Origin of the sequence: Massilia sp. LXY-6, from assembly GCF_051233485.1 — a bacterium.
Taxonomy (GTDB): domain Bacteria; phylum Pseudomonadota; class Gammaproteobacteria; order Burkholderiales; family Burkholderiaceae_D; genus Telluria.
This window is the reverse complement of record NZ_JBKFGF010000006.1, coordinates 21,604-34,662: the sequence shown is the minus strand read 5'-3', so window position 1 is coordinate 34,662 and position 13,059 is coordinate 21,604. Positions and strand designations below refer to the sequence as shown.

Here is a 13,059-nt window from a genome sequence, read left to right as displayed (position 1 = left end):
GGTAATGAACGACTTGAGGATCATTACTGCGGGCGCTGAACCGCCAGTTGCGCCAGGTCGTTCTTGAGTTGCACCACGGTCGGCGTCACGACCGTCAGGAAGGCCGCCTCGCGCGAGCGCCGGCTGAAAGCCCTGCCTTCAGCGCCCAGCAGGGCGCGGCCGCCGAGGGCCTGCAGTTCCAGCTGTACGGCGCCCGCCGCCAACTCGACCATCCGCAGGCGCAACTGCAGGAGCTCGCGCGGGCGCTCGCACAGGCGGCCGTCATCCAGGCCCGCAAACAATGCCCCGGCATAGTCATCGGTCGCCGCTTCGAGTGCGAGCATGTCGCCGGCAAGCATCGAATGACCGCCTCCGACGGCATGCCGTGCCGCCCGCAGCGATGCGCGCGCAAGCCCGAGCCCCAGTCCGCATTGGAGCCCGATGAAGGCTGGACGGATGGCGGGCAGGAAAACCCGGGCCTGCGGATGGAGTTGCCAGGCCTCGCCGGCCGCGACGCCGCTCAGGCGCAGCGCGGCGGTATTGGTGCCGCGCAGTGCCAGCAGATCGAGGTCCGGCTCGCGCTGCAGGCCGGGCGCATCGTGCGGAACGGCGATTACGGACGGGTTGTCGCCCCGCTCGTCTCCGGCCGCGATCGCCACGACGAAACCCTGCCGGTGCAGATTGGTCGCCCAGGCCACGGAACCGTCCAGCCGCATCGTCCCGGATACGGTGCTGCCGGATACCCGCAGGCGATCCAGCCCGCCCAGGAACTTCATCGCGTTGGACAAGCCCGGCGCACCGGCCAGCCGGCCCTGCAGCAGCTCGGGCATGAGCTTGCGTACCAGGCCGCGGTTTGGACTGGCCAGCAGGCATTCGATGAAGGCGCGCTGCGCCCAGAACACGAAGGCGGCGCTGAGCGAATGCTCCGCCAGTCCGGCGACGACGCGGACCGCGGCAGCCGGCCCCGCGCCTGTCCCGCCTTCGGCCTGCGGCACGCCGACCGCAAACAGGCCTGCTTGCGCCAGGCGCGCCAGCACGGCATCTCCCTCCGCAGGATGCGTGTCGAGTGCCTCCGCACGCTCCTTCAGCCAATGAATCAGCGATTCGTCCAGCACTGCCATCTTCCACCCGATATGAAGTTACGAGATTCATATTAAGCGAAAACAAAGCCCATACATGGGCGGCGCCATGCCCGAAACGGGCGCCCTGTCTGCACGAAACAGGGAAAAGCGCGAAAATAGCGGATTACACTTTCATCGGCCATTTCCGGCCGCTTTCGCCATGTCCACTGTCGCTACTTCGTCCGTTCCCCGCGGGACCGGCATCAATCCGGCGCCACTTGGCGTCGCACTGTTGCTCATCGTGCTCGGCGCCTTGTACCTTGCACAAGCCGTCGATGCGCGCCAGGCCGCGCTGTACGTGGTCGGCGCCCTGCTCGGCCTCGCGCTGTACCACGCCGCCTTCGGCTTCACGTCCTCGTGGCGCGTGTTCATCGCCGACGGCCGCGGCGCCGGCCTGCGCGCGCAAATGCTCATGCTCGCCGTCGGCGTGGCGCTGTTCTTCCCGGCGCTGGCCGCCGGCACCCTGTTCGGCGCGCCGGTCAAGGGCCTGGTGTCGCCGGCCGGCACCTCCGTCATCGTCGGCGCCTTCATGTTCGGCATCGGCATGCAGCTGGGCGGCGGCTGCGCCTCCGGCACCCTGTACACGGTCGGCGGCGGCAGCACGCGCATGATCGTGACGCTGATCGCCTTCATCGCCGGTTCCGTCATCGGCACCGCGCACATGCCGTTCTGGACCTCGCTGCCGCAGCTGAAACCGATCTCGCTCGTCACCACGCTGGGCCTGGCGCCCGCGCTGCTGCTCAACTGGCTGGTGTTCGCGCTGATCGCGGGCATCACGGTGGTGGTCGAGAAGCGCCGCCACGGACGCCTGGTGGCCCCGAAGCTGCCGGCGAACCGCGCCGCGACCTGGCTGCACGGTCCGTGGCCGCTGGTGGCCGGCGCCATCGCGCTGGTGGTGCTCAACTTCGCCACGCTCGCGCTGTCGGGCCGCCCGTGGGGCGTGACCTCGGCGTTCGCGCTGTGGGGCGCGAAGGCCGCCTCCTTGATCGGCGTCGACGTCGCCAGCTGGACCTACTGGTCGACCAAGGCCAACGCCGCCGCGCTGGCCGCGCCGATCTCGCATGACGTGACCTCGGTGATGGACATCGGCATCGTGCTCGGCGCGATGCTGGCGGCGGCGCTCGCCGGCCGCTATTCGCCGGTGTGGAAACTGCCGCTGCGCTCCCTGATCGCAGCGGTCGTCGGCGGCCTGCTGCTCGGCTATGGCGCGCGCCTGGCCTACGGCTGCAACATCGGCGCCTACTTCAGCGGCATCGTGTCGGGCAGCCTGCACGGCTGGCTGTGGCTGGTCGCCGCGTTCACCGGCAACGTGTTCGGCACGCGCCTGCGTCCGCTGTTCGGGCTCGAGGTCGAGCGTATCAAGCAAAGCGGGTGCTGAACCGGCCGGCTTACTTCCCTGCCAGCCCCTTCAGCAGGGCCGCATGGAAAGCCGCCGGGTCCTGCATCTGCGGCGCGTGCCCCATCTCGCTGAACTCGACCAGCGTCGCATGCGGGATCGCCTTGGCGGCCCGCTTGCCCAGCTCCGCGTAATTGCCGAGTTTCGGCCGCAGCTCGGCCGGTGCGGCATCCTTGCCGATGGCGGTGTTGTCCCTGGTACCGATCAGCAGCAGCACCGGCATCTTCAATAGCGGAAACTCGTAGACCACCGGCTGGGTGTAGATCATGTCGTACAGCAGGGCCGAGTTCCAGGCCACGATGCGCTGGCCCGGCCCGCGGTACATCCCCGCCAGCATCTGCACCCAGGGCTCGTACTCGGGCTTCCACTGGTTCACGTAATAGGTCGACTTCTCGTAGCTGCGGATCTTGTCCGCCGTGGTCCCCAGCTCGCGCTCGAACCATCTGTCCACGCCCAGCGAAGGCACCCCCAGCGCCTTCCAGTCTTCCAGGCCGATCGGGTTGGCCAGCACCAGTTGCTCGGTCTGGTCCGGATACAGCAGGCCGTAGCGCACCGCCAGCATGCCGCCGGTCGAGTGGCCCATGACGGTCGCGTTCTTCACGCCGATCGATTCCAGCAGCGCGTGCGTATTCGCGGCCAGTTGCTGGAAGCTGTACTGGTAGTGTTCGGGCTTGCTCGACTTGCAAAAGCCGATCTGGTCCGGCGCGACCACGCGGTAGCCGGCCTTGCTCAGCGCCTCGATCGAGGACTGCCAGGTCGCCGCGCAAAAGTTCTTGCCGTGCAGGAGGACTACGGTGCGGCCGTTCGGCGTGGCCGGCTTGACGTCCATGTAGGCCATGTGCAGCGGCACGCCCTGGGACGTGAAGCGGTACTGCTGCACCGGGTAGGGATAGTCGAAGCCTTCGAGTTCGGGGCCGTAGGCTGGTTCGGCGGGACCGGCAGCGAGGACGGCCCCTGGCAGGCTACACAGGGCGGACGTCAGCAGGAGCGAGGACAGGGGCGCGGCAAAGCGTTTACGTGCAGGCATCGTTGGCTTCCTTCTAGGGTTGCTGATGCCTGCGAGTCTAGCCCAGATGCCTGGCGCGCATGTCCTTACGCTTTACTTTCCCGTGCCAACCATCGGCTCAGTCCAGCGCGATCAGCGCCACCGGCGCCCGCAGCGCGAACTGCACCTTGCCGCCCGCGACCATCGCCGTCTTGCCGGTGTACCAGTCGCGCACCGTCTGGCCGTCCGAGAACACGCCGGCCACCGGAATCGCGACAATCCTGTCCTGCGGCAGGCCGAGCGCGACCACCACGCGGTCCGTCACGCCATCCTTCTCCCAGGTGCGCTTGAAGACGTAGGGGCTGGCCTGCAGCATCTGGTGCACGCCCGCGCCCACCGCCGGATGCGCATGCCGGAAGCGGCCCAGGCGCGCCCAGTGGTCGCGCACCTCGGCCACCCCGAACAGGCCGACGCGGGTGTTGTTCTTGAGCTGGTCCCAGTTCATGAAGGAGCGCAGGTTGGCGTCGCCTTCCGCGCCGTCGATATGGAGTACCCGCGCGGTCTCGTCGCCGTAGTAAATCTGGGCCTGGCCCGGCGCCAGCAGCAGTTTGTTGGCCGCTTCCATCGGGTGCTCGCGCATGGCGTCGAAGGGGTGGCCGTCGTCGTGCGAATCGAGGTAGTTCAGCACCGATACGCCTTTCAGCGGGCCGTGCAGCGCCGCCGAGTACGACGAGAACAGCGGTTCGTAGCCCTGGCGCGCATCGCCCGCCATGCTGAAGTTGATCATGCTGTCGAAGCCGTTGTCGTAATAATCGACGCTGGTGCCGCCGTCATAGGTGAACTGGCGGCCGGCCTTGACCGAGTAGCCGTAGGTCTCGGCCGTCATGAAGAACGGCAGGTCGCCGGCGACGCGCTTGGCCGGATTCGCCTTCTTCCAGTCCTCGTAGGCGGCGCTCGCGACCTTCTTGAGGTCCTTCCACACACCCGGTTCGGTGTGCTTCACGGTGTCGGCGCGGAAGCCGTCGAAGCCGTACTTGCGGACCCAGTCGGCGTGCCACTTCATCAGGTAGTAGCGCGGCGCGCGCGGGTAGCCGGTGCGCTTGAAGAAGTCGTTCAGCTCCGCCGTCTCGCGATCAATGCGTCCTTCCTTCTTCCACTTCGCCACCAGCGCAGGGGGCAGGTCGACCTTCTCGTCGCTGTCGGTGCGGAAGTCCGGCAAGTTCTTCACCAGCGTGCAGCTGACCGTGGTCGCCATGTCCTTGTAGGTGCAGGTGGGCTCCGTGCGCACCCACTCGGCAGGCCACACCGGGTCGGATGGCGTGACCGGGCCGGTGTGGTTCATCACCACGTCCAGCAGCACACGGATGCCGCGCGCGTGGGCGGCATCGACCAGCTCGTGCAGGTCCTTCTCGTTGCCGAGGTTGGCGTCGATGCTGGTGAAGTCGCGCGCCCAGTAGCCGTGGAAGCCATACGACTTGCCGGTGCCTTCGTCGGTCGCGGCGTGGATCTGCTCGACCGGCGGGGTAATCCAGATCGCGTCCACGCCCAGGTCGTCGAAGTACCCCTCCTTGATCTTCTGCGTGACGCCGGCCAGGTCGCCGCCCATGAAGCCGCGTGCCCTTGCCGCATCGTCCTTGCGGCCATAGGCGTGGTCGTTGGCCGGGTTGCCGTTGTTGAAGCGGTCCGTCAGCAGGAAGTAGACGGTCGCGTTCTCCCAGGTGAAGGGTTTTCCTTTTGCCGGCGTCAGGTCCGGGGCGGCGGACGCGCTGCCGAAGGCGAGCATCAGGGAAACGGCAAGGGCAGAAAATTTCATTCAGGGTCCTTTAGTTAGTTACGTCGTTCCCGCGCAGGCGGGAACCCAAGTTTCGGTGGTTCGCCACGAACTTGGATCCCCGCCTGCGCGGGGATGACGGGGATATGCGCGGGAACGACGGCAGTTCATGTGATAACACTCGGTTCTTTACGTCCGGTGCGCTGCTTGAGTTCCGACACCTGCTCGGCGATGGCGATCAGGGGCGCCAGCGCTTCCTGGGTGTCGAGGTTGTGGCGCATTGGATCGGCCTCGTAGCGTTCGAGGTAGACCCGCACGGTCGCGCCCTCGGTGCCGGTGCCGGACAGGCGCAGCACGATGCGCGAGCCGTCGCTCATGATGATGCGGATGCCCTGGTGGCTGGCGACCGAGTTGTCGACCGGGTCGGTGTAGACGAAGTCGTCGGCCTGGGCGACGCGAAAATTCCCGAAGCTCTGCCCCGCCAGGCTCGGGAGCCTCGCGCGCAGCTCGCTCATCATCCGCTCGGCGGCAGCCGCGTCGACGGCTTCGTAGTCGTGGCGCGAATAGTAGTTGCGGCCGAAGCGGGCCCAGTGCTCCTGCACCAGCTGGTTGACCGATTTTCCGCTGGCGGCGATCAGGTTCAGCCAGAACAGCACGGCCCACAGCCCGTCCTTTTCACGGATGTGGCTTGATCCGGTGCCGTAGCTCTCCTCGCCGCACAGGGTGGCCAGGCCGGCGTCGAGCAGGTTGCCGAAGTACTTCCAGCCGGTCGGGGTCTCGAAGCAGGAAATGCCGAGCGCCTCGGCCACGCGGTCGGCCGCCTGCGAGGTCGGCATCGAGCGCGCGATGCCCTTCAGCCCGGCGCGGTAGCCCGGCGCCAGGGCGGCGTTGGCGGCGATGATGGCCAGGCTGTCGGACGGCGCCACGGGAAGTCCCCGCCCGACGATCATGTTGCGGTCGCCGTCGCCGTCCGAGGCGGCGCCGAATTCGGGCGCGTCCGGGCCGTTCATGATTGCGACCAGCTCGGCGGCGTTGACCGGGTTCGGGTCCGGGTGGTGGCCGCCGAAGTCTTCCAGCGGCTCGAAGTTGATCACGGTGCCGGCGGGGGCTTTCAATATGCCTTCGATGATGGCTTTCGCGTAGGGACCGGAGACGGCGCTCATGCCGTCGAAGCGCATCGTGAAGCCGCGCTGGAACAGGGCGCGGATGGCGTCGAAGTCGAACAGGCGTGCCATCAGCTCGGCGTAGTCGGCCACCGGGTCGATCACCTCGACCGTCATCGCTTCGAGCCGGGTCGTGCCGAGCTGGTCGAGGTCGACCGGGCCGGCGTCGCTGATGCGGTACTCGCTCAGCGATTGGGTGTGGGCGAAGATCGCCTCGGTAACCTTTTCAGGTGCCGGGCCGCCGTTCTCGATGTTGTACTTGATGCCGAAGTCGCCGTCCGGGCCGCCGGGGTTGTGGCTGGCCGACAGCACGATGCCCCCGAAAGCCCCGTGCTTGCGGATCACGTAGCTGACCGCGGGCGTGGAGAGGATGCCGCCGCGCCCGACCAGCACCTTGGCCACCTTGTGTGCGGCGGCCATGCGCAGGATGGTCTGGATCGCGTTGCGGTTGAAATAACGGCCGTCGCCCCCGAGCACCAGGGTGCGCCCACTGCAATCGCCCAGGCTCAGGAAAATCGCCTCGACGAAGTTTTCGAGGTAGCCGGGCTGCTGGAACTCGGTCACCTTCTTGCGCAGGCCGGAGGTGCCGGGGCGCTGCCCCGCGAACGGCGTGGTCGCTACTGCTTGGATCGTCATGTCGCGCTCCTGTATCGATGCATGGTTTGTTGTCAAACCTTCATGATAAGGCAGGAGGCGAAATGATGGCGCAGCCTAGTCGCCCTTACTTCTCGGCCTTGTCGGTCACGAACAGCGTCAATACGGCTGCCAGCACCATGCAGGCGCCGCCCAGCACCAGGGTCAGCACCGTGTGGCCGCCGAAGAAATGCTTGGTGAAGAAGCCGAGCAGCAGGCCGCTGACGATCTGCGGGATCACGACGAAGAAGTTGAACAGGCCCATGTAGTAGCCCATGCGGCTGGCGGGCAGCGCGCCGGCCAGGATCGCGTACGGCATGGTCAGGATGCTGGCCCAGGCGATGCCCACGCCGATCATCGGCAGCATCAGCATCTGCTGTTCGTGGATGAAGAACAGGCTGGCCAGCGACAAGCCACCCAGGCCCAGGCAGATCATGTGGCAGGTCTTGCGGCTGGTGGCGCGCGCGAGGATAGGCAGCAGGAAGGCGGCCAGCGCCGACACGCCGTTGTACACCGCGAACATCACGCCGACGTAGTTGCCGGCTTCCTGGTAGGCGGCCGACTGGGCGTCGACGGTGCCGAAGACGTTGTCGGCGATCGCGGTGCCGGTGTAGATCCACATCGCGAACAGCGCGATCCAGGTGAAGAACTGGACAAAGGCCAGCTGCACCATGGTCTTCGGCATCTGGCCGAAGCCGCCGATGATTTCGCGCAGGGCCACGCCGAAGCTGCGCGCATGCTTGCGCTGTTCCTGGAAGCGGTCCAGGTCGGGCGGCGGCAGTTCGGTGGCGGTGAACACGGTCCAGCTGACGGCGGCCAGGAACACAGCGCCGCCGACATAGAAGGAGTAGCGCACGGTATCCGGAATCGCGCCGGCGACCGGCACGTTCGACACGCCCAGGTAGTCGGCGAACAGCTTCGGCAGCAGCGAGGCGATCACCGCGCCGCAGCCGATGAAGAAGGTCTGCATCGCGAAGCCGGCGGTCTGCTGCGAGGGGTCCAGCTTGTCGCCGACGAAGGCGCGGAACGGCTCCATCGAGACGTTGATCGCGGCATCCATCATCCACAGCACGGCCACCGCCATCCAGACGGCGGCGGAATTCGGCATCAGGAACAGCGCAATGGCGGCCAGGATGGCGCCGAGGAAGAAGAAGGGACGGCGGCGGCCCCAGGTCGGGTGCCAGGTATTGTCGCTGAGGTAGCCGATCACCGGCTGCACCAGCAAGCCCGTGACGGGCGCGGCGAGCCAGAACAGCGCTAGGTCGTCGGGCGAGGCGCCGAGGGTCGAGAAGATCCGGCTGGTGTTGGCGTTCTGCAGGGCGAAGCCGAACTGGATGCCGAAGAAGCCGAAGCTCATGTTCCACAGCTGCCAGAACGACAGGCGCGGCTTGAGCGAGTGAGTGTGCATTTCCATCTGTGTCCCCTAACGGTGCCCGGACTCATGCCGAACTACCTCCATGTAGCAAAATAACATGGGGATGGATGAGTGTCAATTGGGGCAATACTAGGCAGACGGAGGGGTTGTGTAGTCAAACAACACGTAGGGTGGGCGGCCGTAAGCGAAGGGATGCCACGCTCACGGCCGCGTGGACACACATGGTGCCCACCCTAGGAATCAGCCCTTGCGGTGCGGCTTCTTCTCGCCGAACTTCTTCTTCGGCGCGGCCTTGATCGGCTCCTCGCCGTCGCGCGTGATGTTCAGCTGGCGTCCCGCTACCCAGACCTTCTGCAGGTGGGTCAGCAGGTCCTGCGGCAGGTCGGCCGGCATGTCGAGGGTCGAATAGTCGTCGTAGATCTCGATGCGGCCGATTTCCTTGGACGGGATGCCGCCCTCGTTGGCGATCGCGCCGACGATGTTGCCCGGCTTGACGCTGTTCGCGTGGCCGACCTCGATGCGGTAGGTCGCCATGCCCGGTTCCGGCGCGCGCATCACGCGCTCCTTCTTGAAGCTTTCGCGCGGCTGGGCGAAGCCTTCGCGCGTCGGGCGGGCCGGACGCTCTTCGCCTACGCGCATGTCGTTGCCGAAGCCCTCGCGGCCGGCGCGGGCCGGACGCGCATCCTCGCGCCACTCCGGACGCGGCTCGCGTTCCTTCCATTCCGGCTTCGGCTCGCGGTCCGGCTTCTCCAGCAGCAGCGGCTCGTCGCCGCGGTTCAGCTTCGCCAGCGCGGCGGCGATGTCGATCGCCGGCACGTCGTGTTCGCGCTCGTACTCCTCGATGAGGCTGCGGAACAGGTCCAGGCCGCCGGCGGCCAGGGCTTCGCCGATCTGGTCCTTGAACTTCGCGATGCGCACGTCGTTGACGGCCTTGATGGTCGGCAGGGTCAGCTGGGCGACCGGCTGGCGGGTGGCGCGCTCGATCGCCTTCAGCATGCCGCGCTCGCGCGGGGTCACGAACAGGATCGCCTCGCCGCTGCGGCCGGCGCGGCCGGTGCGGCCGATGCGGTGGGTGTAGCTTTCCGGGTCGGACGGCACGTCATAGTTGATCACGTGGCTGATGCGCTCGACGTCCAGGCCGCGCGCGGCGACGTCGGTGGCGACCAGGATGTCGATCTTGCCTTTCTTGAGCTGCTCGATGGTGCGCTCGCGCTGCTGCTGGGCCAGGTCGCCATTGATGGCGGCGGCCGCGAAGCCGCGCGCCTGCAGCTTGGCCGCCAGTTCCTCGGTGCCCAGCTTGGTGCGCGCGAAGATGATCATGCCGTCGAAGGGCTCGGCTTCCAGGATGCGGGTCAGCGCTTCCAGCTTCTGCAGGCCGGCCACCAGCCAGTAGCGCTGGGTGATGTTGGTCGCGGTGGTGGTCTTGGCGGCCACCGTCACTTCCTTCGGCTCGCGCAGGTAGGTCTTGGCGATGCGGCTGATCGCCGGCGGCATGGTGGCCGAGAACAGCGCGGTCTGGCGCTGCTCCGGGGTCTCCTGCAGGATGCGCTCAACGTCGTCGATGAAGCCCATGCGCAGCATCTCGTCGGCCTCGTCCAGCACCAGGGTGGTCAGCTGGGACAGGTCGAGCGTGCCTTTGTCGAGGTGGTCGATGACGCGGCCCGGGGTGCCGACCACGACCTGCGCGCCGCGGCGCAGTGCCGACAGCTGCGGACCGTAAGCCTGGCCGCCGTAGATCGGCAGCACGTGGAAATTCTTCAGGTGCGCGGCGTAGCTCTGGAAGGCTTCGGCCACCTGGATCGCCAGCTCGCGCGTGGGCGCCAGCACCAGCGCCTGCACGGCGGGGTTCTTGACGTCGATGCGCGACAGGACCGGCAGCGCGAACGCGGCGGTCTTGCCGGTGCCGGTCTGGGCCTGCCCGAGGATGTCGCGGCCTTCCATCAGGAGCGGAATGGTGGCGGCCTGGATCGGCGATGGCGTCTCGTAACCGACGTCCTTCAGCGCTTTCAGGATCGGTGCGGGAAGGTTCAGGTCGGCAAACGTCGGGAGCTGGGTGTCATGCATGTAGGAAATTCTCTTAAAATCGAAGGCAAACCTGCAGTTTACTCGTTCGCGGCCTGGTAAGCCCGGATTATTTGCTGGCGAGGCGCCCGGAAAACGACGCTGCTACACTACTCGTCCATGGCACGCCCCGATTTCAACCACCTGCAGGCCTTCATCCTCGTCGCGCGCGAGCGCAGCTTCACGCGCGCCGCCGCCCAGCTCGGCGTGTCGCAGTCGGCGCTCAGCCACACCATCCGCACGCTGGAATCGAAGCTGGGCGTGCGCCTGCTGACCCGCACCACGCGCGGCGTCGCCCCCACCGAGGCCGGCGAAAAGCTGTACGCCTCGCTGGAGCCGCACTACGAGGGCATCGAAGCGGGCCTGTCGGCGCTCGGCGATGCGCGCGACAAGCCGGCCGGCACGATCCGCATCACGACCCACGACCACGCGGCGGCTACCGTGCTGTGGCCGAAGCTGTCGAAGGTGCTGGCGGCCTACCCGGACATCAAGGTCGAGATCAGCATCAACTACGGTCTGATCGACATCGTCGCCGAACGCTTCGATGCCGGCGTGCGCCTGGGGGCCCAGGTGGCCAAGGACATGATCGCCGTGCGTATATCGCCGGACATGAAAAGGGCCGTGGTCGGCAGCCCCGCCTACCTGTCCGGCCGGCCGCCGCCCAGGACGCCGCAGGACCTGGTGCGCCACAACTGCATCAACATGCGCCTGCCGACCTACGGCGGCCTGGCCCCATGGGAATTCAGCAAGGACGGCAAGGAACTGCAAGTGCAGGTCGAGGGCCAGGCCATCTTCAATACCACGCCGCAGAAACTGCAGGCGGCGCTGGACGGCGCCGGACTCGCCAGCCTGCCGGACGACATGGTCGCCGAGCACGTTGCGGCCGGCCGGCTGCAGCGGGTGCTGGAAGACTGGTGCCCGACCTACCCCGGCTACCACCTCTACTATCCGAGCCGGCGCCAGGCATCCCCGGCCTTCGCGCTGGTGGTCGAGGCGCTGCGCTGGCGGCCGGACTAGTGAAATTTCCTCATATCGCTATTGAGTAAATCACGCCTATCTTCATGAATGGGTGCTGGCTATAGTGGGATCCTCACCACGCATCGAGGATTCAAGCCATGCCGCACATCATCGTCAAACTCTGGCCGGGAAAGTCCCGGCAGCAGAAGCAGAAGCTGGCCGACGAGATTACCCGCAGCGTCACCAGGGTCCTTGCGTACGGCGACGAATCGGTCTCGGTCGGTTTCGAGGAAGTCAGCGCCGGCGACTGGATGACGGAGGTTTATCAACCGGACATCGCTGCGAAACAGGACAGCCTTTTCAAAAAGCCCGGCTACGGCCCGCTGGGAGGCCAGTCGTGATGCACTGCGCCGCCTCCGCTTGCGCACTGCTGCTGGCCCTGCCCGCCTTTGCACAGCAAGCCAACGCGCCCGACATGCGCATCGCCCGCGCCGGCAGCCAGGCCTCGAGCAAAGGCCCGGCCCAGTACTTTACCGGCAGCGCGCGCATCGACCCCCTGTTTGCCCAGCAGGTGCCGATGAACACTTCGGGCGCCTACGTCAGCTTCGAACCGGGCGCGCGCTCGGCCTGGCATACCCATCCGGCCGGACAGGTGCTGGTCGTCACCGCCGGCGTAGGCCGGGTGCAGCGCTGGGGCGGCCCGGTCCAGGAGGTCCACCCGGGCGACGTGATCTGGACCCCGCCCGGCGTCAAGCACTGGCACGGCGCAGCGCCGGCCACCCCGGTCACGCACATCGCGATCCAGGACAGCGTGGGCGGCAAGAACGTCGAATGGATGGAAAAGGTCAGCGATGAACAGTACGGCAAATAAAGCCGCCGCCCTGCTGCTGGGCTGCGCCTGTGCGCTGCCGGCCACGCAGGCGGCCCCTCTCGACAAGGAGAAACCCATGATGTCACCCGCATTGGACAACTATACCCAGGGCCTGGTCCTGGGCGAACTCTGGCAGCGCCCGGACCTGTCGCCGCGCGACCGCAGCATCGTCACGCTGGCGGTGCTGGTCTCGAAGAACCAGGCCCAGGACCTGCCCTTCTACCTGAACCGCGCGCTCGACAACGGTATCAAGCCGGGCGAGATCGCCGAGCTGATCACGCACCTGGCCTTCTATTCCGGCTGGGCCAACGCCACCGCCGCGGATGCCGTGGCGAGAACCGTGTTCGCCGAACGGAAGATCGATGCGTCCCAGCTGCCGCCGGCGAAACCGGCCCCGTTGCCGCTGGACGAGAAGGCCGAAGCGGCGCGTGCCAAAAACGTCGAGGAGAACTTCGGCAAGACCGCGCCCGGCGTGGTCAAGTACACCACCGAGGCCCTGTTCCGCGACCTCTGGCTGCGCCCCGGCCTGGCGCCGCGCGACCGCAGCCTGGTCACCGTCAGCGCCCTGGTGGCGAACGGCCAGGTCGCCCAGGTCGGCTATCACCTCAACCGGGCCATGGACAATGGCCTGACCGGGAAGCAGGCAGCCGAAGCGCTGACCCAGCTCGCCTTCTACGCCGGCTGGCCGAATGTGTTCTCGGCCATGCCGGTCTTCAAGGACGTCTTCGCAAAACGAAAGGAATAGCC

11 protein-coding genes are annotated in these 13,059 nt (G+C 67.1%); 5 read left to right on the top strand and 6 right to left on the bottom strand.

The genetic code is table 11. The features are described 5' to 3' along the window. Positions 1–23: 23 nt before the first annotated feature. Positions 24–1,100 (bottom strand): acyl-CoA dehydrogenase family protein, encoded by a 1,077-nt coding sequence (locus ACI48D_RS03155; protein ID WP_435569755.1) that lies wholly within the window; start codon positions 1,098–1,100, stop codon positions 24–26. Between the two features lie 160 nt (positions 1,101–1,260). On the opposite strand from ACI48D_RS03155, the gene ACI48D_RS03150 reads away from it, so the two are divergent. Further along, positions 1,261–2,478 carry a YeeE/YedE family protein gene (locus ACI48D_RS03150; protein ID WP_435569754.1) on the top strand — a complete coding sequence of 406 codons (1,218 nt, stop codon included), beginning with the start codon at positions 1,261–1,263 and terminating at the stop codon, positions 2,476–2,478. A 10-nt stretch (positions 2,479–2,488) separates the two neighbouring features. Here ACI48D_RS03150 and ACI48D_RS03145 read toward each other — a convergent pair whose 3' ends face one another. From ACI48D_RS03145 to ACI48D_RS03125, 5 genes are all read right to left on the bottom strand, one after another. Then, positions 2,489–3,523, bottom strand: coding sequence for an alpha/beta fold hydrolase (locus ACI48D_RS03145; protein ID WP_435569753.1), 1,035 nt, complete (start codon positions 3,521–3,523; stop codon positions 2,489–2,491). Positions 3,524–3,620: 97 nt separating this feature from the next. Then, a complete protein-coding gene (locus ACI48D_RS03140; RefSeq protein WP_435569752.1) occupies positions 3,621–5,294 on the bottom strand; it encodes an alpha-amylase family glycosyl hydrolase in 1,674 nt (557 codons plus the stop codon). Between the two features lie 125 nt (positions 5,295–5,419). Continuing rightward, entirely contained in the window at positions 5,420–7,051 is a 1,632-nt protein-coding gene (locus ACI48D_RS03135) for an alpha-D-glucose phosphate-specific phosphoglucomutase (RefSeq protein ID WP_435569751.1), read from the bottom strand. Between the two features lie 85 nt (positions 7,052–7,136). After that, the gene (locus ACI48D_RS03130; protein ID WP_435569967.1) at positions 7,137–8,456 is read right to left on the bottom strand and encodes an MFS transporter; all 1,320 of its coding nucleotides are present in this window, start codon (positions 8,454–8,456) and stop codon (positions 7,137–7,139) included. A 207-nt stretch (positions 8,457–8,663) separates the two neighbouring features. Further along, complete coding sequence (locus tag ACI48D_RS03125) at positions 8,664–10,487, bottom strand: DEAD/DEAH box helicase (protein WP_435569750.1); 1,824 nt, start codon at positions 10,485–10,487, stop codon at positions 8,664–8,666. Positions 10,488–10,604: 117 nt separating this feature from the next. On the opposite strand from ACI48D_RS03125, the gene ACI48D_RS03120 reads away from it, so the two are divergent. The 4 genes from ACI48D_RS03120 to ACI48D_RS03105 all read left to right on the top strand — a co-directional run bounded on the left by ACI48D_RS03120 (position 10,605) and on the right by ACI48D_RS03105 (position 13,057). Continuing rightward, positions 10,605–11,501, top strand: coding sequence for a LysR family transcriptional regulator (locus tag ACI48D_RS03120; protein ID WP_435569749.1), 897 nt, complete (start codon positions 10,605–10,607; stop codon positions 11,499–11,501). 98 nt (positions 11,502–11,599) lie between these two features. After that, positions 11,600–11,842: a tautomerase family protein gene (locus tag ACI48D_RS03115; protein ID WP_435569748.1), complete on the top strand. Its 243-nt coding sequence runs from the start codon at positions 11,600–11,602 to the stop codon at positions 11,840–11,842. Further along, positions 11,842–12,312 (top strand): (R)-mandelonitrile lyase, encoded by a 471-nt coding sequence (locus ACI48D_RS03110; protein WP_435569966.1) that lies wholly within the window; start codon positions 11,842–11,844, stop codon positions 12,310–12,312. Before ACI48D_RS03115 ends, ACI48D_RS03110 begins: the two co-directional genes overlap by 1 nt. Beyond that, positions 12,293–13,057 carry a carboxymuconolactone decarboxylase family protein gene (locus ACI48D_RS03105; protein ID WP_435569747.1) on the top strand — a complete coding sequence of 255 codons (765 nt, stop codon included), beginning with the start codon at positions 12,293–12,295 and terminating at the stop codon, positions 13,055–13,057. The genes ACI48D_RS03110 and ACI48D_RS03105 overlap by 20 nt, the downstream gene beginning before the upstream one ends. Positions 13,058–13,059: the final 2 nt, after the last annotated feature.

Bases quoted from the DNA above. Each gene is read 5' to 3' on its own strand.
- ACI48D_RS03155 (WP_435569755.1), bottom strand. From the start codon at position 1,100: ATGGCAGTGCTGGACGAATCGCTGATTCATTGGCTGAAGGAGCGTGCG.
- ACI48D_RS03150 (WP_435569754.1), top strand. From the start codon at position 1,261: ATGTCCACTGTCGCTACTTCGTCCGTTCCCCGCGGGACCGGCATCAAT.
- ACI48D_RS03145 (WP_435569753.1), bottom strand. From the start codon at position 3,523: ATGCCTGCACGTAAACGCTTTGCCGCGCCCCTGTCCTCGCTCCTGCTG.
- ACI48D_RS03140 (WP_435569752.1), bottom strand. From the start codon at position 5,294: ATGAAATTTTCTGCCCTTGCCGTTTCCCTGATGCTCGCCTTCGGCAGC.
- ACI48D_RS03135 (WP_435569751.1), bottom strand. From the start codon at position 7,051: ATGACGATCCAAGCAGTAGCGACCACGCCGTTCGCGGGGCAGCGCCCC.
- ACI48D_RS03130 (WP_435569967.1), bottom strand. From the start codon at position 8,456: ATGCACACTCACTCGCTCAAGCCGCGCCTGTCGTTCTGGCAGCTGTGG.
- ACI48D_RS03125 (WP_435569750.1), bottom strand. From the start codon at position 10,487: ATGCATGACACCCAGCTCCCGACGTTTGCCGACCTGAACCTTCCCGCA.
- ACI48D_RS03120 (WP_435569749.1), top strand. From the start codon at position 10,605: ATGGCACGCCCCGATTTCAACCACCTGCAGGCCTTCATCCTCGTCGCG.
- ACI48D_RS03115 (WP_435569748.1), top strand. From the start codon at position 11,600: ATGCCGCACATCATCGTCAAACTCTGGCCGGGAAAGTCCCGGCAGCAG.
- ACI48D_RS03110 (WP_435569966.1), top strand. From the start codon at position 11,842: ATGCACTGCGCCGCCTCCGCTTGCGCACTGCTGCTGGCCCTGCCCGCC.
- ACI48D_RS03105 (WP_435569747.1), top strand. From the start codon at position 12,293: ATGAACAGTACGGCAAATAAAGCCGCCGCCCTGCTGCTGGGCTGCGCC.